We start from the raw sequence: 19,175 nt of genomic DNA, 5'->3' as shown, positions 1-19,175 counted from the left end.
ACTTACAAATTATCACTAATCGATTAAAAGCGCAAGTAAAAAGTTATCAATTGTTGAAATTTCTTAAAAATACCCAAAACCTTTTATACCAAAGGTTAGTGATTAAAATCACAAAGAAGAAACCGTTTTATAAAAAGCTGCTAGAAACATATCCTTTGACAATATGCTGTTATAGTCTTCGGAAAGATTGTTATGCTACAGTTAGAATACAAGTTAGAAATTAATTGCTATTTTTTCAATTCAAGCAAAAAAAAGACTTCAAGAAAAACTTTTTCTGTTTTTCTTGAAGTCTTAAAAAAACGAAGATTCTATTTTTTTCACACATTTTTTTTAACTCTTTACGAATGACTTTGATGTTATTGGAAAAATTTTTCGTTATTAGAGGATTTTTTTGATTTTAGACGATTATTTTTTAATACTCCTCATTTACCAATAGCTAGTCAAATTGACCTGATTTAAAAAATGTAAGTGTCTTTCTATTTTTTAAATCCACTCTTTTGTAAGATGAATATAAATTCGTTTTGCCACTTCAACAGCGATCAAATATAGTACAATGATCAAAATAAACCAGCCCCAGTAATTAGCAGGAAGTTTCACAAAGTCAAAAACCTCCCGGATCGGTGTCAAAACAATCACAAATCCCATTAGCACTGCTCCTAAACTTGAAAGGATCACTGCTGGCGAGGCAATACTTTGAATAAATGGTAATTTTCTTGTCCGAACCATTTGTACAACTAATGTTTGACTCACTAACCCAACGACAAACCACCCTGTTTGGAACAAGTGTTGACTGCCAATCGTATTAGCGCTGAAAACAAACCACATCACGGCATATGTCATAATGTCGAAGATACTACTAACTGGTCCGATACACAACGTAAATTTCATCAAGCCGTTTGTTTCCCATTGCACAGGTTTTAGTAAATCTTCTTCATCTACGTTATCCCATGGAATTGCGAGTTGTGCTACATCATAAATCAAATTTTGAATCAATAATTGAATAGATAGCATTGGTAAAAATGGTAAGAACGCACTAGCGATCAAAATAGAAAAGACATTCCCAAAATTAGAACTGATTGTAATTTTGATGTATTTCATCATGTTGCTGAACACTTTTCGTCCTTCGATGACACCATTTTCTAAAACATTTAAACTTTTTTCTAGTAAAATGATTGAACTCGCATCTTTGGTAATATCTGCTGCAGTATCAACTGAAATCCCAACGTCCGCTTTACGTAATGCCGGCGCATCGTTGATCCCATCGCCCATAAAGCCAACAGTATGGCCATTTCCTTGCAAAGTTTCGATGATCCGTGATTTTTGCATAGGATTTAGTTTGGCAAAAAGATTGGTCTTTTCTACTTCTTCTTTCATTTGTTCATCAGACATCTCATCGATATCAGAACCAAGAACTACATGGGAAACTTCGATTCCTACGTCTCGGCAAACTTTTTGAGCTACAATATCATTGTCACCAGTTAACACTTTTACGTTAACGCCATGTTCGTGTAAGGACTTGATTGCTGTGATTGCTGATTCTTTTGCTGGATCTAAAAAGCCCATAAAACCGATCAGTGTCATTCCTTGTTCATCTTCCACACTATAGACTGCTTCGTTATGAACATCCATCTTAACAGCTACAGCTAAAGCACGCATGCCTTGTTCATTCATACGAATATTTACTTCACGCATTTTTTTCTGTAATTCAGGAGTCAGCGGAACAATTTCACCATTGATTTCTGCATGTGTACAAACAGCTTCCATTTCTTCCACTGCACCTTTAGTGATCATGAATTGATGGCCATCTGCATTTACCACAACCGTTAAGCGGCGGCGGGAAAAATCAAAAGGAATTTCGTCTAGCTTAGTTACTGTTTTGTATGGACTTTGAACATCATTTTCTTCATAAAAATTGATCACTGCAATATCCATAAGGTTTTTCCAACCTGTTTGATAATGAGAATTCAAAAATGCCATATCTAATACTTGATTATTTACTTCACCTAATGGATCTAAATGTTGCACTAAAACGACACGGTCTTCTGTGATTGTCCCTGTTTTATCCGTACAAAGAACATCCATACTACCTAAATTTTGAATAGAAGGTAATTCTTTAACAATCACTTTATGTTTGGATAAACTCAATGCGCCTTTCGCCAAATTACTTGTGACGATCATTGGCAGCATTTCAGGAGTTAAGCCCACAGCTACAGCAATCGCGAAGAAAAATGCATCCGCCCATTCCCCTTTTGTCACCCCATTGATCAAGAAAACAACTGGGAATAGAACCATAACCATCCGTAGTAAAAACTTGCTGACTTTTGTCAAACCGATATCAAACGACGTTTTCCCACGTTGAGTGGTTGCATTTTTAGCAATATCTCCAAAGAAGGTATTTTGTCCAGTCTTTAAAATGATTGCTTTTCCCTGTCCGCTTAAAACATCGGTTCCCATAAATACTAAATCCTGCATATCTAACGCAGAAACAGAATCAGAATTTTTATCGATCCCTGCATCAACAAATTTTTCGACTGGCATTGATTCACCTGTCAATGAAGATTGATTGATAAACAAATCTTTCGTCCAAATCAATACTGCATCGGCTGGAATCATGTCTCCTGTTGCAAGCGTCACAATATCTCCTGGAACTACTTCGTCCATCGGAATTTCTTTAGTTTGACCTTCACGTGTTACAGCTGTTGTGTTTTCGATCAGTTCTTTTAAATTCAAGCTAGCTTTTTGAGAACGGTATTCTTGAATAAAGGCAATAATCACGCTAGCTAAAATCATGATTCCCATCACGATCGCTGCTTCAAAATCTTTAGTGGCCGTTGAAACGATCATTAATAAAGCTAAAACATAAACAAACGGATCTTTAAACGCTTCTAAAAACATAATGATTGCAGGTGTTGGTTTTTGTGCGGAGACTTCGTTTGGTCCATATTCCTCCAAACGGTTTTTAGCATCCTCTTCCGATAAGCCTTTTTCTGATGTTCGTAATTCCATCATCAATTCTCGCTCGGACAGCATTGCTAGTTTTCTTAGTTCTTGATCTTTGGTTACTTTTTTCATTTCTGCTACTTTTTTATTCATCATTTTCTTATTCCTCCTTGGTTTAGCTAGCTTCATCTTTCACTAGAAGAGGAAATGAAAAATCATTTTGATTCCATCGCTTCTAAGATGAAGGCTACATTTATTTTTTTCGAATGACTGGGGTCTTCCATGTGACTCTTCCTCTCTTTTGGTTATTTTAGAACGATGGATTTTTTATAATTGTTTAGGTGATCAGGCTTTACATATGACTTGGTTTGAGTGATTTTTTTGCATGACTGGGAACTGTATGTTTTTGAACTTTTCATCGCTTACTCTGTCTGCTTTTTCTGCCAGTTGTATTGAAGTGAGCTTTTGTTTTTCTAGCGTAGTTTTCTTCTTACTTGCTTGTTTTTTTTGCGGAACTTCGCTCCCTTTGGTCGCCAAGTACTTTTCATCATCTACTCTGTTCGCTTTTTCTGCCAGTTGTACTGAAGTGAGCTTTTGTTTTTCTAACGTAGTTTTCTTCTAACTTGCCTGTTTTTTTTTTGCGGAACTTCGCTCCCTTTGGTCGCCAAGTACTTTTCATCATCTACTCTGTTCGCTTTGCGACCAGTCGTAGTGATTCAAAGCAAAACGCACACTCAACAATAGAGTGTGCGTAAATTTACAACTTTAATAAAAGTTTCTCTATCGTTGAGCTTTAGCACTATAGGGCGTAGATAATTTCTTATCAGCTACGTTATGAATGACCTTCACGATCATTCCTGTTCAACCAACTAAGAGTCTCTCGATTCTTTCGCGGCAGCAGCCTGTGTCCATATAGGAGCCTCACCTAACAATTATTCAGTTTTTATCCATATCTATCATAGTTCATATTGCTGCTATTGTCAAAAGAAACTCAATGGTTTATTTAAAAAAAATATCATTTTTTATATTTACAGCTTTTAATTTCAACCACAAAATGATAGAACATGGTACTAACGTCACAATGTTTGTCACTAACACCGCTATATCGCCTTTCAACGCACCATATATGACCCAAGAAGAAACGCCAATAAAAAATAAGATGTAGGTAATCAATGAGATTCCTTCTGTGTTTTTCGTTTTGATTGTTTAAATCGCTTGGGGGATAAACGATATCCTCGTGCACAATCCAGCGAATATTCCTAACAGTGTGATCATTGTTTTTCTAACGCTTCTACTTTATTTTTTAATAGATAGATGTTTTTATTCATTTCCACTAATTCATTAGCCAGATCTCGTAAAACCACAGTAGTCATCAGTTGGTCTTCCGCATGCATAAACAATAATGTTAGCTCAATATTTTTTTCCTTCGCTTCTTTTGTGATTACCGTAAAATGTTCTTTTTCTCCTGCTTGTAATGCTTCATTTGCTTCTCCGATCAATGCTTCCGCTTCGGTAAATTGACCATTACGGGCACAAGCCATACTTTCCATTAATTTTGATTTTGCTGTTCCAACTGTACTTATAATATTAAAAGCTACTAATTCTAATCCGTCCATTTTCTTCACTTCTTCCTATTCATAGTTTATCGTAATGATTTCATACCCGTCTATTTTTGGGATAGTGAAAATTAATTTATCTGCAACAATTTCAAAGGACAACGACTGATCATTTGTTACTTGAACCACGTTTTTGATCAGACACTCGTCTAAAGCGATTTTATGTTTGATCGTCAGTAAGTCCAGTTCGATCGTTTGATCGTATAATGGAATTTTTTCTTCGATCGTATCAACTGTTATTGCACGTCTTTCGGGAATATAATGCAATACATTCAACACGATTCGTTTTTCTTCCGGCTGATGATTCACTACTGTGTCTGCCGTAGTTGGCAACTCGCTTTTCAGCAGCTTTTCTCCATTTAATAAATGATCCACTCCAGCTAAAATCAGCTCTTTATAAGCTTTCACGCCTTGAGTCTTGTACATTTCAAATAATGGAAATGTATAATAAATGGCTTGCTCATTAACAGTTACAAGCGGATTACCTGTTTTTTCCCCCACTGGTGCCTGAAAATGTGAATAGTAATGTTGATATGTTCGTTCAACCAATGGAGCAGCTTCTTCACCTTTCACTTGTGCATTTAATGCTTGAACGATCATGCCTTTGCCGTGCATCACCAGTTCTCCCTGCGGCAAAGCTGAAAATATAATGGGATCGAAATATCCATACATAGGAACTGTTTTATGTTCCCCTTTGCTTCTAACACCTAACGCTTGGATAAACTGCTTTTCCTCGATCAAACCGCTATGATACGTTGCTAAAATTTTTCCCCCTTGATCGACATATTCCTGAACCATTTCTGCCAATACCTGTGTTAAAACAAGCTTATCAGGTAAAATCAGTAACTTATACGCTGACCAGTCCATCCATTGATCGACGATATCAAATTGATAATGTGCTTCGTTCAATATATTTACTGCTCCAGCCAAAGCCAGATCAACTTTTTCTGTGCTAACAGCCGTAATTCCTGGATGAAGTACTGCAATTTCAGTAACCGACTGACTATTTGTATTATAAGATTCAAGTTCTTTGACTTGTTTGTACACATTCCCAATCAGCGTGTAGGTTGCATCTTGTAATGTACCATCTGGATACATTTGATCTCCAATCGAACAGTTTCCTCCATGAGCTAACGCTAAAAAGGACTCGTATTCTAAAGCTGCTTGATTCTTATAACTTCCAAAATCCGCCCAAACTTTATGAAACTTTCCCGTCATTCCCAAATACTCTTTCCCTAAATTTTTAGCATAGCGCACCACAGTCGGAAAGTGCTGATAGCCCCATTCTCCACTGGGCAATGATTCAATTTCCAAATGACTGTATTGGTCTAAATTGGGACGAATACTCGGCAAAATATTTCCTTCATTAAAGAAAATCGGGCAGTTCGGAGCTAAATTTCTGATCGTCCGATGAATTTCTGCCTTTAAAAACTGCTCTGTTTCCTTAGCAAACGCAGCCCGATCCGCTTCACTTTTAGGATCAAACCCTTCAGCTGACATCTTTTTTATGCAATCATTACAACAACACGGATCCTGCCAAACAATATCGAAGAACAATCCATCTAATTTTTCTTTAAAATGTTGAATCGTATCTTCGATCTGTCCTTTTAAATACTCTAAATAAGGTGTATTAAAACACAACGTTTTCCAGCCTGGCGCTAATTGGCCATAGTCTTCAAAACCATACATCTGACCATCTGGTTTTCGTTCCAGCCATTCAGGATGCTTGTCTGCGGCATACGCATCCCAGCCCACACTTAAATAAATTGGCGCGTTGATTCCTATTTCATGACAAGCATCGACCTGCTCCATTAGAAAATCTTTTTTCATCTGAGGATGTTTTGCCGGCAAATCAGTTTGATAATAAATATGTCCATGATGGCATCTGCCCGTTAAGGTAATAGAATTAACTTCTGCTTTTAACAACGTTTGCTGGAACACGCGCTTGTCAAAATTTTTCCCAAGTTCAAAAGGCAGTTCTGGAGTATGGAAATCCAAATGAACTTGTCGTGATGCTAGCTTACTCATTACTATTTGCCTCCCGAAATTGAAATTTTGACCACGGTTTGATATACGGAAGCAAAAAGAGTTCGTCTGAGCTAATTTTAGCAACAACATTTTTTTCACCACGTTGATTTGGCATAGTTTGCTTGACGATATTCAACTCACCTTTATATTGTCCAAATGAATTATTACCGATCGTAATATCGCCCAAAACAACTTGTTCAGCTGTATTATTTGCTGGTATGTCACTTGTTTGATATTCCAGCTTAACAAAGGTCGAACGAATACTGTAACTATTGATATCGCCACGGTTAAAATGCTGATGGTTTAACACAACATCCTTCTCAAGTTCTGTCGTTCCTTCAGCAAAAACAACATCAAATTGCAACTGATTTGTCAATAATTGGCTCAGCGCTTTTAACTCTGCTTCAGAAGCAAACGCATTTGCCACAATGATATCATCGATCAAGCCTGTCGCAATAAAGTGTTTGGCTTGCAGCACGATCGATAGATCTCGATGAGATTCAAGTGTACACAATCCATCTGTATATGGATGTGGTCCGTGTTTTGCTTCATGAGAATTAACAAAGGCAGCCGTTCTTAAACCCAATGCTTTATATTTTTCTGAACATTTAATGAAATAATCATAATCTAAGCCGGTAAAACGCTGCGGATAAAAATTATGACAGCCGATGATTCGCTTCTTGTTGGGTTGGTAAGAAAGAACATTTTCCAGATAATACGTATCATTACTAATATTGACTTCTAAGTCTAAATCCGTTTGATCAAAGGTAATCAAGGATTCTACCAACCCATCAAAACTGGAATCTAAACGAATACCTGTTGCACCCATTTCCTTAAAGAAAGAAAGATCATGATAACTGATGCTCAACTGATCGAAAACAGCTGGATTTAAGTCCAAAATGACTTCCATTTGATAACTTCTCGCATGCTGGATCGCCGTTCTCAGCGAATCGATCACACTGTCTTCCTGTCCTTTTTCAATCATCAAAAGATTGGTAAACACACGACCGAAGCCATATTTTGCTGCCAAATCAATATATGCCAGCGTTTCTTCCTGCTTCTCTTTGTACGGATAAATTGAAATTCCTAACATGATCATTCCTGCTTTCTCTATTATGCTTGTATTGCTGTTTTTTCTTCGACTACTGCTTCTTCTTGTCTTTTAGCTTCGATTTCTTTTTCTACCATACTTTTATCGAACGCTTTAAAAAATGGTAAGTAAATGAAGCCTGCAACAACAATATTGACGATTGCCAATACCGCAGCCCGCCAATCAAGTCCTGTCGCCATCATTGCGCCGATTGGAGCCGGAAGTGTCCACGGAGCAATAGCAATCGGATAATTGACTAAATGAAAGACACCCATAGCTAAATATGTGATGATCCCCATGACGACTGGCGCTGCGATAAACGGAATCGCAAAGAATGGATTCATAACGATCGGTACACCAAAAATCAACGGTTCATTAATATTAAAAATACCAGGTACTAAGGTAAATTTCCCCATCTTCTTACAAAACTCCGATTTTCCGAAAAAGGCCATCAAAAAGGCTAAAGATAGCGTCGCTCCTGCGCCGCCTATCCAAATGAACCATTGGAAAAACTGCTCGGTCATAAAATGTGGAATCGCAGTTCCAGCTGCTGCCGCATTGATATTGGCATTCAAATTTTCATACCAGAAAGGATACAAGATCGGTGTGGCAATGATCATTCCATGAATCCCAAAAATCCAAACGATCGTAATCAACAAAATCGGTACGATTACAGATAAAACATTGTCTCCTGCAAAGTAACGGATCGGTGAAAAGACCCATTGCAATGCACTGTTAATATCAAAATTAAGTCCAACTTTGATCACCCAAGCGGTTACAATTACGAGTGCTCCTGGAATCAGTGCCGCGAATGAATTGATTACAGATGTGGGTACTCCATGAGGCATCTTGATAACCATGTTTCTTTTTACACAAAAACGAACAACTTCTACTGTAAAAATCGAAATAATAATAGCTGTAAATAAGCCACCCGCACCAAAGTTCCCCATCGGTAGAACCGTTCCACTGATAGTCAATCCAGCTTTTTCTGCAACATCTGCATCAATCGTTCCTGGTGTGATCGCTGCGATTAAAAATGCTAAAACAGCCAGTACACTTGTTGACACTTTATCTAGCTTATAATCTTCACATAAACTAGAAGCGATTCCGATACATACATAAACGGACATGAAATCCATCGTAAAGATCATTGGGATTTTTAGATTCTCCGCATAGGGTGCAATAAAATCTTTCCACGCATCAATTGGTAAATTCAGCATAATAATAAATACTGAACCAATGATCGTCACAGGAATGATTACGCTCATTCCATTTCTGACAGCTGTCAAATAACGATTATTAGCAATATTCCCCATGACTTCAACTACTTTGTTAAAGTTAAACTTACTTGCTTTTGTATTCATTTTTTTCTCCTCTCGTTTTTTGAACCGTTTCAATTTTAGTGTAAGAAAATAAAAGTCATTTACTCTTTTATTTTCCTACTGTTTCTTTGATCAAACGATATAGATCTGGAATTCCCATAGGTGTATATAAAACGCCTTCAATTGGAATTAAGGGAATTCCTTTAGCATCTGCTTCTTGTTGTAAATATGCTTTTCTAAAACTGACTTGCGGCGCTAAAAGCAGTGCATCCCAGTTTTCCTGCTGCATTTTAAGTCCAACTGATTCTGTGCCTGTTGCTTCCATGTAAAAATCTTCATCGCCATTTTTCTTTGCCTCTGCTACTAAGTTTTCCGCTAAAATTGAAGAACTCATCCCGCCGCCGCACGCTAATAATACTTTCATAAAATATCCTCCTCTTATTTTTGAACCGTTTCAATTTTATGATGTAATTATAATATGCAAACGCTTAATTTACAAGTCCTTTTTTCAAATTTTTAATAGAATCACGCCATAAAAGGCTTGTTTGAAGCTCCATTACTGAATTTTCAACTTGTTCAGGGTGCTTGATTTTTTGAATCAATAACGCTCCGATTGTTTCTCCGATTTGTTGAACAGGTTGTTCGACCACGGTCAGCTTAGGCTGCAAAATATCACTCAATTCAAAATGATCAAACCCAATAACAGACACATCTTCTGGTATAATCAACTGACGCTCATAAATTGCTTGCACCGCTCCTAATGTCATATAGTAATTCGTACTGTATAACGCAGTGATTTTCTCTTCTGCTAATAATTGTTTGGCATTCAAATAGCCTGATTCCTTTTTGTAATCTCCGATTTTGATGATCGAAGGTTCATATAAGCCGAGCTTTTTCATCGCATCTACATAGCCATTTAAACGTTCACGTCCAATAAAACGGTCTTGGCTTCCAGCGATGATCCCAATTTTTTTATGACCTAATTCAGCGAGTCTTTCCACAACGTTGTAGGACGCTTGATAGTTATCGACTAATACAGTAGCAGTTTGAAAATTAGTTATTGGTGCATCCACCGCGATAATCGGCGTTCCTTCTTGTCTAAATTTATCCAAAACAGCCAGTTTTTCTTCTAGGTGAAAAATAACTACCCCATCAACTGATCTGGAACGTAAAAATTCTAGTTTCTTTTCAAGTTTGCTTAGATCATTTTGATAATCACAAAGGATCAGGCTATAATTATTTTCCTCTAAGTATGATTCTAAATAGGTCACGATCGACGTTGCGAACACATCTGTTAATGTATTGATAACGACACCGATAGACAGGCTTTTATTATTCTTTAAGCCTTTGGCGATGATATTTTCTTCATAGCCAAGTTTTTCGATCGCCGCTTGGATATTCTTCATATTGGTCTCTTTTAATTGGTGCCCATTTAGATATCGTGAAACAGTTCCTAAAGAGACACCGGCTTCTTTTGCTACTTCTCTGATTGTTGCCATATTATACTAGCCCTCCTTTCTAAATTATTCCTATCTACATACTAACGAAGGTTTAAAATTATTTCAATGATAAATAGCGAAATGTCAGTTATTTATTTTTGTCTATCCTTCGGGGATCGGTTCGCTTAAAAGAATATTTCCACTTTGATCGATATATTCCACTTTCATTTCAACCAAATCAGCAGACCAGTAAAGAACACCAGATGCACCTGCCAACTCAGTAAATTCCTCAAATGTTATTTTTCCCGACTGTGCTTTTAAAACGGCGTGTTTGATTGCAGTTAAAGAAGCTTTAGCTGCAACAACTTGCGGACGACCATTCATTTGACTATCGATCACTGAATCCTCATCATAATATCGATAGAATCCGTCTGCTACAAAATAATCATATTTTTCAATACCAAGCTTTTTGAATGCTCGAATCAGCTCTGCAAACTCACCAGCATTTTTTTCACTATTGACAATTTCTTCAATTTCTTTCAGCACTAAACCCATGATTTCCCTCCATTTATTGGATAAAAATAGACCTAAACCAAAACTTCAAATGCTTTGGCTTAGATCCTATCAATGATCTATTTTACTTCTTCAACTTCTGCCAGATCTTCAATATATTTGTATACTTGTTGTCCGGCAATTCCGCCTTCACCAACTGCTGTGGTGATTTGACGTAATGTTTTTTCACGAACATCACCGATTGCAAAAACGCCAGGCATGTTTGTTTTCATGTCTTGATCCGTTTCGATCCAGCCTTCCGCATTTGTAAGTCCAGCTTTTTTGAATGGTTCTGTCAACGGGTCAAGTCCTACATAGATAAAAACGCCGTCTGCATCAATCGTTTTTACTTCGTCCGTTAAGACATTTCTCAATTGTCCGCCAGTCACGACCATATCATTGCCAACGATTTCTTCTAATACTGTATTCCACTCAAAAGAAATCTTTTCATTAGCAAACGCACGATCTTGAATAATTTTTTGTGCACGTAATTCATCACGACGATGAACAATGACCACTTCTGATGCGAATTGCGTTAAATAAATTGCTTCTTCAACAGCTGAATCACCGCCGCCAATCACTAGCAATTTTTTATTGCGGAAAAATGCGCCATCACACACTGCACAATAAGAAACGCCACGTCCAGCAAATTCTTCTTCTCCTTTGACACCTAATTTACGGTGTTCACATCCTGTAGCAATGATCACCGTTTTTGCTTGATACGTTTTATCGTCACAAATGACTTCTTTATAAGCACCCTGATCTTTAATATCCATCACGATACCATATGCATTTTCAGTACCGAATTTTTCGACATTTTCGTACATCTTATAAGCTAATTCAGGTCCCATGATCGAATCAAAACCTGGATAGTTTTCTACTTCTGCGGTATTGTTCATCTGTCCACCTGGTGCTCCGCGTTCAATCATCAATACAGATAGATTAGAACGAGACGCGTACAATGCTGCGGTCATTCCAGCTGGTCCTGCTCCAATTATAATTACATCATACATAAGTCTTTCAACCTCCGAATTTTTCAAGTACATTTACTTTACTACTTAGATAGACGATTGTCTATCTTTCTGCCCAACCATGATCTTGGTTTTCCATGACAGAATTATTAGTCACTAACGTTTTTAATTATAGCATGCTTCTTTAAGTCTTTAAACTGTTGATTCAAGTATTATTCAAAGTAAAAAAACAAAGCGAGGACAACGTAAATGTTCCGTTTATCCTCACTTTGTTACTCAAGTTAGCCTTCACTATTTTGTAATTGATACATATCCGCATAAAGACCATTTTTCGCTAATAATTGTTCATGATTGCCTCGTTCTACGATTCTGCCTTTATCCAAAACTAGAATTAGATTAGCATCGCGAATCGTTGATAAACGGTGCGCAATTGCGATCGTTGTTCTTCCTTGACGCATATTTGCTAATCCTTCTTGGATCAATCCTTCTGTTTCTGTATCGATGTTTGCTGTCGCTTCATCCAATACAAGGATTTTAGGATTTGTAACCATGGTTCGTGCAAATGAAATGAGCTGACGCTGCCCACTAGAATAACTTGCACCACGTTCAATCACCTTAGCATGATACTTATTCGGTAAGGTTTCGATAAACTTATCCGCCTGAACAAAAGTTGCTGCAGCTTCGATTTGCTCATCCGTGATACTAGGGTCCAACATCCGAATATTTCCAGCGATATCTCCATAAAACATAAACGCATCTTGTAAAACCAGTCCTAATTTTTTACGTAATTCTGGTAGTGGATACTCGCGAATATCACGATCATCAATCAAAATTTCACCTTCATAAAATTCATAAAAACGCATCAACACATTAATGATCGAGCTTTTTCCACTTCCAGTGTGGCCAATTAAAGCCACAGTTTCTCCTGGATAGGCGATAAAACTGATGTGATTCAACACATTATTTTTACCATCATAAGAAAAACTGACATTTCGAAACTCGATTTTTCCTTCGGTGATCTCCGCATCTGCATCAGCATTTTGCTGTGGTGTCAATTCTTGATTATCAAAAATTTTGAGAATCCGACTACCAGCAACCATGCCATCCGTAAAGACACTTAAAAAATCCATCATTTGTGTCATCGGATTGAAAAATGCTTGTACATACGTAACAAAGGCATAAATCAAGCCAACTTCTACTGGTGAATGCAGTGCATCATACCCAAAAAGTGTTAAAGACAGAGCAATTGCCAATGTATATAAGAAATTGATGATCGGTCCCAATAATAACGAATTCGTGCGGATCATCGAAAAGCGTGTACGCAAATAGTTATTATTTGTCTCTTCAAATTCTGTTTCTAACCGCTGCTCTTGTCGAAACTGCTGAATGATCTGCATTCCTGAAATATATTCATTTAATTTCGTATTCAGCTGGCTCAGTTTTTCTCGCATACTCCGATAAATTCTAGAACTAAATTTCTGATAGTACCAAATAACGATCAACAAAATAGGTAAAAAAAGCAAATTATATAGCGCAATTTTTCCATTGATCTGAAACATTGCTATAAAGGAGGAAACAACTGCAAACAGACCTGTCAGCACCATCAAAAATACATACCAAAATTCAAACAACGTTTCGGTATCATTTGTGACACGCGAAACGATCGAGCCTGCTGGCGTTTGATCAAAATAGCGCATCCCCAAGGTCTGCAGCTTTTCAAACAGCTTCACTCGAATATACTGATACGTCTTTAATGACGCCAAAGAATATAAAAACCATTGAAAAAACCAAATCACGCTTTTTACGATCACACCAAATAGATAGAGCCCAGCAAAAAAGAAAATCACTTGATTCGTTGCCGTTTTTGGCGTTAAATAATCATCCATGAACATTTGAATAATTCTTGGAAGGATAATATTGATAATCGAAAGAATCAGCGCAAAGAAGATAGCCGATAAAAATGTCCAACGAAATGGTTTCGCAAACCTAAGCAGCCGCTTGACAATAGTGACTTGTTCTTTTAGTGGTACTGATTTCGTCCATTCAGATTCATATTTTTCTTCCATTACGCATCACTCCCTTCGATTTTCGCTTCTAATTGCTGCTTATCCCACATTCGTTTGTACCATCCAGCCAAGTGCAGTAACTCCTGATGAGTACCACGTTCAACGATTTTTCCTTCTTCTAAAACAATGATCTCTTTGGCATGCATTACACTGCTTAAACGATGAGCAGCAATGATCGTTGTTTTCTCTTTGCGGGCTTCTTTTAGATTTGAAAGAATCGCTTCTTCTGTCTTCGCATCCACAGCAGATAACGCATCATCTAAAATCAATAATTCAGGATCAACGATCAATGCTCTGGCAATCGAGATCCGTTGTTTTTGTCCACCTGATAATGATACGCCTCGTTCTCCTACAAGCGTATCGTAGCCCTTAGGAAAGGCTTTGATCTCATTATTGATAAACGCCATTTCCGCCGCTTGTTCCACCTGTGCTTCTGTGAAATCTGGATTTGCAAAACGAATATTCTCACGAATCGTCATCGAAAATAGGAAATGATCCTGCGGTACATAACCAATGGAATGCATTAACGCATCCAATGAATAGTCTTTGATATTATGTCCACCAAACATTATCTGACCTTGATATTGATCATATTCCCGCATCAACAGTTTGAGGATCGTTGTTTTCCCCGCACCAGTTTTACCAACGATTCCCAGAGTTTCCCCTTCATTAAGTGCAAATTTGATTTGCTCTAAGGTAGTTTCTTTGTCTTTCGGATAAGTAAATGCAGCTACCTCGATCGACAATTGACCTTTGGCTGGTTTTTGGATCGCGTCTTTTCTCTCTATGATATGAGTTTTCTGATGAAGAAGTTCGTTGACTCGATCATAACTAGCATTTCCTCGCTCCAAAACGTTAAATAAACGACCAATTGCAAACATCGGCCAAACCAACATACCAATATAGCTGATAAAAGAAATCAGCTGTCCGATCGTAATCGTTCCTGCCATAATAAAACGTCCACCGATAATAATCGTCAACACATAGGAAATCCCTATAATCAATGTGATAAACGGATCAAATAACGCATCTAAAAAGTTTACTCGTTTATTTTTCACGATCGCATCATCGATTTTTTCAGTAAAATCCTGAATATCTTCTTTTTCCTGCCCAAAAGTTTTGATGACCTTCATACCGGTAATGCTTTCTTGTGTTTTATCATTGATCGTTGAAAACGCTGCCTGTGAATCACGGAAAGCATCGTGCAATTTTGAGCCTAAGACTCTTGAAGTTACCGCCAATAAAGGTAGCGGTATCAATGCAATCAGCGTTAAACGCCAATCAACAAACAAGATCATCGCAACAATCGTTGCGCCACCTGTGATCAATGAATCTGCGAATGTTAATATTCCCGCTCCAGCAACGTTTTGAATCGCATTTAAATCATTCGTTGCATGAGCCATTAAATCTCCGGTACGATGATTCTGATAAAAAACCGTATCCATTTTTGTAAAGTGATGAAATAATTGCCGTCTTAAATTCTTTTCCAGTCGGGCTGCACTTCCCCAAATATGCATCCGCCAAATATAACGAAAAATATATTGAGCTAAAGCTGCTGCCAATAAAACCCCCACCCAAAACAATATCGGCTGGATCGTTAACTGCTTAGCCGCGATCTCATCCACAACGATCCCGATAACTTTAGGCGGAACAAGTTGGACTAGCGCCACCATGATCAATGAAAAGACACCAATAAAATAGCTTTTCTTTTCCTGCCTAAAAAACCAACCTAATTTTTTAAATATAGACATGTACATTCTCCTCTTCTAACCTTGCTACTTGCTGCTCACATCATTTCTGCGTTGTTTTCCCATTTCTATACAACTCCTTTCATTTATCAAAAAATAAGTGCAAAAAAACGGACTAAAAAATCAGCCCGTTGTGCTCTTGAAATCTGAATTGCTTTAAAAGAACCTATTTGTCGCCTTGGTTCTTCATTTGCTGCATCATTTGACGTATCTTCTTCTCAGAAGGTTTTTGTCCCATAGACATCATCATCATTCGTAACATATCCTCATTAACGGGAGGATTCTTTTTAAAATAATCTTGCATATATTTGCGCGCAAGGAAAAATCCGCCTGCTGCACCTGCTAATAAAGCGATAATCGCGATTAACACTACTAAACCTGTTGACATATAAATCTCTCCTTTCTCATAGAAAAGCTGAACAGAAGCTTCTGCACTTAAAAACGCAGTCAGTACCTTTGTTAAACTTATTATTTCCAATTTTATTGAGGCACTAGCCTCCATTTTTATTAAATTGCTCTCAAGAAATCATTTTACTAGAAAGCGCGTGAAAAGAAAAGCTATTTCATCATATTCTTCACAAGAAATTTATAAACATAGCTTTTCTTGTAAAAAAACATCAAAGATTGGATTCGCTTATTCTTATGTGCGTTCAATTCATATACTCGAACAAAAAACTCTTGCCTATGATAAACATTTCACAGGCAAGAGTTTCTCGTTTTCTTATGGCATCAAATAGACCGTTCTGTTTTTACTTTTGTCCTTCAATTTTTTCAAGCAAATCGGGATCGAAGGTTTGTGCTTTTAACATAGCAATTTCATATCCGTAAGGTGCTTTACTAGTCTTTTTATCTGCACCAACATAAGGCGTTTCTAAAATTTTAGGTAGGTCTTTTAATTTCTCATGATGTACTACTTGATTCAGCGCATCAAAGCCGATTGTACCAAAACCAATATTGGCATGACGGTCTTTGTGAGAGCCCATTGGATTTTTAGAATCATTTACGTGAACTACTTTTAAGCGGTCCAACCCAATGATTTTATCGAACTCTTCTAACACACCATCAAAATCTTCTTTTACGTTATAACCAGCATCGTTGATATGACAAGTATCCATTGTGACAGATAGTTTATCATTTAAAGTAACTCCTTCAATGATTGTCGCTAACTCTTCAAAAGTCCGACCTAGTTCTGTGCCTTTTCCAGCCATCGTTTCTAAAGCGATTTGCGGGATCTGTTCTTTCCACAGCACCTCATCAAGTCCTTTGATGATTTGTTTTAACCCTGCATCAACCCCAGCGCCAACGTGGGCTCCCGGATGTAACGTAATCTGTGTGGCACCTAAAGCTTGCGCACGTTCAATTTCCTGACGTAAAAATTCTGTTGCAAAACCAAAGTTTTCCAACTTGATCGTATTGCCAAGATTGATGATATACGGTGCATGCACAACAATATTGCTTAAATGATGCTCTGCCATAAACGCTTGACCTGTCTCAATATTCATCTCTTCAATTGGTTTTCTTCGAGTATTTTGAGGCGCTCCAGTATAGATCATAAACGTTGTCGCATCATAACTTGCCGCCTCTTCCGCAGCACCTAATAACATTTTCTTACCACTCATACTCACATGCGAACCTAATAACATAAAAATCCTCCTTAAAATAAAAGCGGAATGAGCCTGTTTAGTCTCGACTAGAAAATAGGAAAACATGAATGAGGCGCTTCTTGCCTCATTCAGGTTTTATCTTTTTCTCGAGAGACTGGCTCATGCAGCTGGGTATACAAATGATCAACACTTTCTTACGAAAGTCTTGTACTGTTCATCATCAACTCAAATCTTTTTCGTTGTGATTCTCAGCAAAAGCGGAACAAATCGCTTAATCCTGCAGAAAATTAGGAAATTGACTTTGAGACGCTTTTTGTCTCAATGATCAACACTTTCTACGAAAGTCTTGTACTATTCATCATCAACTAACGAAATAAACGAAAGCAACGTTCCTTTCAGTCATCTTATAACATTCAATTAGTAAACTCTATCCTCTAAAAGAGTACGTGAAACAACAGGAAAAGACAACCTTTTTGCTTCTTTCTATTTCTTATTTTTAGCCGTATAGCGACGATAATTAGCCACCCATTCTTCCATTGAAATCTTGCTGACTAATTTCCCAATCAATTCATAGGGGATAATTTTGGGATTAGTAAAACGAATACAGCTTTTTCCCATGTTCAGTTTTGTTGGAACAACTTTATGGTATTCTTCTTGAAACCAGTGCAACAAATCTGTATCTCCCATGATCCCCATATGATATAGCGACAAATGGTTCTTTTGTGCTGCTAGGCTAATAAATGGTAACGGTTCATCTTTTCGATTCAAATAGCCTTCTGGAAACACACTTAATGGCACGACATATGTCGGCATTCCATATTGCATCTGTAAAACAAATCCTTGTGGAATATTTTCGGCAATTACTTTCTCTAACTGCCGATAAGACTCCTGCCACTTTTCATCAACATTCTCAACATATTCTATTACTTGTTCCACAGGCTTGTCCTCCTTTAGCTGTTCAAAGACTGACGATACAATTCTTTTGATTTAAAACCTAGTTCCAAAATATCGATCATTTCAGCTTGTCTCTTTTCTTGTGTTACTTGCTGTTTTGCACTATAAATGTATCTTGCCCAATCTTTCTTATAGCCTGGCGTCAACTGATCAAATAGCACTTTTGCCTTCAAATGGTTTTCCAATAACGCTTCTACCTGAGGTATAAACTGAACATAATCAGCTACACGCGCACTATTTCCACTTGATTTTTGTGCTTTACGGTCACTATTTTTTAGCCCAGTGACCGTAAACGTTTCATCCAAGCGAACCATACGATTAAATTTCAGGGTACTTTTTCCTACATAACCATCAGCATCATCGACTCCTAGGACAGGAAAAATCTCATCTCGATGAACGAATGTAGAATACATTTTATTGCCTTTTTTTGGATAAGCCACAAAAAGTACGCCATCCTTATTAAGTAATTTTTGCTCAATAACTGTCTGAACAATCGCCTTAAACTCTTCCATCGTTTTCACAAATACAAATAATAAATCCACTGCTTTATCTGGGAGTGTCAACTGCGCATCTTCCAAGTCAGTCAAATACGTTTCATCTGGGCGATTTACGATCGCTTTAGTTGAATAGTTCTTTAATTTCAATTTTTCAACAATCGATTTTTCCATTTTTTCCGTCTCCTCGATTCACTTTCTATTCTATGTGTTAGTGTACCATAAAACATGAAAAGCGTTTACTTCATTTATCTTACTCCTTATAATGGTTCACACGTTCTTTTCTCATGCTAGAATTGTCTAATTAAGTGCAACATTTGTAATTGCTTTTCTTAAACCTTCTTTTTTCTA

The 19,175-nt window shown here is 37.3% G+C and carries 16 protein-coding genes and 1 riboswitch; all 16 genes read right to left on the bottom strand.

All coding sequences use genetic code 11. From position 1 onward, the window contains the following. Positions 1-483: 483 nt before the first annotated feature. Positions 484-3,096 carry a magnesium-translocating P-type ATPase gene (mgtA, locus tag BCR25_RS01770; protein WP_069661881.1) on the bottom strand — a complete coding sequence of 871 codons (2,613 nt, stop codon included), beginning with the start codon at positions 3,094-3,096 and terminating at the stop codon, positions 484-486. A gap of 615 nt (positions 3,097-3,711) precedes the next feature. Beyond that, positions 3,712-3,880: riboswitch (M-box (ykoK) riboswitch) on the bottom strand. A 59-nt stretch (positions 3,881-3,939) separates the two neighbouring features. Beyond that, positions 3,940-4,143 (bottom strand): SemiSWEET family sugar transporter, encoded by a 204-nt coding sequence (locus BCR25_RS20920; RefSeq protein WP_379975144.1) that lies wholly within the window; start codon positions 4,141-4,143, stop codon positions 3,940-3,942. Positions 4,144-4,211: 68 nt separating this feature from the next. Continuing rightward, a complete protein-coding gene (locus BCR25_RS01755; RefSeq protein WP_069661879.1) occupies positions 4,212-4,556 on the bottom strand; it encodes a PTS sugar transporter subunit IIA in 345 nt (114 codons plus the stop codon). 15 nt (positions 4,557-4,571) lie between these two features. Continuing rightward, the gene (locus tag BCR25_RS01750; protein WP_069661878.1) at positions 4,572-6,584 is read right to left on the bottom strand and encodes an alpha-amylase family protein; all 2,013 of its coding nucleotides are present in this window, start codon (positions 6,582-6,584) and stop codon (positions 4,572-4,574) included. Then, on the bottom strand, positions 6,577-7,677 hold the full coding sequence (locus BCR25_RS01745) for a DUF871 domain-containing protein (RefSeq protein WP_069661877.1): 1,101 nt from the start codon (positions 7,675-7,677) through the stop codon (positions 6,577-6,579). The genes BCR25_RS01750 and BCR25_RS01745 overlap by 8 nt, the downstream gene beginning before the upstream one ends. A 20-nt stretch (positions 7,678-7,697) precedes the next feature. Further along, a complete protein-coding gene (locus BCR25_RS01740; RefSeq protein ID WP_069661876.1) occupies positions 7,698-9,038 on the bottom strand; it encodes a PTS sugar transporter subunit IIC in 1,341 nt (446 codons plus the stop codon). Positions 9,039-9,105: 67 nt separating this feature from the next. Continuing rightward, a complete protein-coding gene (locus tag BCR25_RS01735) occupies positions 9,106-9,420 on the bottom strand; it encodes a PTS sugar transporter subunit IIB (RefSeq protein WP_069661875.1) in 315 nt (104 codons plus the stop codon). Positions 9,421-9,484: 64 nt separating this feature from the next. Next, positions 9,485-10,495, bottom strand: a complete 1,011-nt coding sequence (locus BCR25_RS01730) for a LacI family DNA-binding transcriptional regulator (RefSeq protein WP_069661874.1) — start codon at positions 10,493-10,495, stop codon at positions 9,485-9,487. Between the two features lie 102 nt (positions 10,496-10,597). Then, positions 10,598-10,990, bottom strand: coding sequence for a DUF1398 family protein (locus BCR25_RS01725; RefSeq protein ID WP_069661873.1), 393 nt, complete (start codon positions 10,988-10,990; stop codon positions 10,598-10,600). A 77-nt stretch (positions 10,991-11,067) separates the two neighbouring features. Continuing rightward, entirely contained in the window at positions 11,068-12,000 is a 933-nt protein-coding gene (trxB, locus tag BCR25_RS01720) for a thioredoxin-disulfide reductase (RefSeq protein ID WP_069661872.1), read from the bottom strand. A 239-nt stretch (positions 12,001-12,239) separates the two neighbouring features. After that, positions 12,240-14,024, bottom strand: coding sequence for an ABC transporter ATP-binding protein (locus tag BCR25_RS01715; RefSeq protein WP_069661871.1), 1,785 nt, complete (start codon positions 14,022-14,024; stop codon positions 12,240-12,242). Continuing rightward, positions 14,024-15,775: an ABC transporter ATP-binding protein gene (locus BCR25_RS01710; RefSeq protein WP_069661870.1), complete on the bottom strand. Its 1,752-nt coding sequence runs from the start codon at positions 15,773-15,775 to the stop codon at positions 14,024-14,026. Before BCR25_RS01710 ends, BCR25_RS01715 begins: the two co-directional genes overlap by 1 nt. Before the next feature lie 163 nt (positions 15,776-15,938). Then, complete coding sequence (locus BCR25_RS01705) at positions 15,939-16,160, bottom strand: YneF family protein (RefSeq protein WP_010764461.1); 222 nt, start codon at positions 16,158-16,160, stop codon at positions 15,939-15,941. A 361-nt stretch (positions 16,161-16,521) separates the two neighbouring features. Continuing rightward, on the bottom strand, positions 16,522-17,415 hold the full coding sequence (locus BCR25_RS01700; protein ID WP_069661869.1) for a deoxyribonuclease IV: 894 nt from the start codon (positions 17,413-17,415) through the stop codon (positions 16,522-16,524). A gap of 444 nt (positions 17,416-17,859) precedes the next feature. Beyond that, positions 17,860-18,312, bottom strand: a complete 453-nt coding sequence (locus BCR25_RS01695; protein ID WP_069661868.1) for a DUF1801 domain-containing protein — start codon at positions 18,310-18,312, stop codon at positions 17,860-17,862. Positions 18,313-18,326: 14 nt separating this feature from the next. Further along, positions 18,327-18,998 (bottom strand): YdeI/OmpD-associated family protein, encoded by a 672-nt coding sequence (locus tag BCR25_RS01690; RefSeq protein WP_069661867.1) that lies wholly within the window; start codon positions 18,996-18,998, stop codon positions 18,327-18,329. Positions 18,999-19,175: the final 177 nt, after the last annotated feature.

Origin of the sequence: Enterococcus termitis (assembly GCF_001730305.1) — a bacterium.
Classification (GTDB): Bacteria; Bacillota; Bacilli; order Lactobacillales; family Enterococcaceae; genus Enterococcus_L; species Enterococcus_L termitis.
This window is presented reverse-complemented; position numbering and strand designations above follow the sequence as displayed.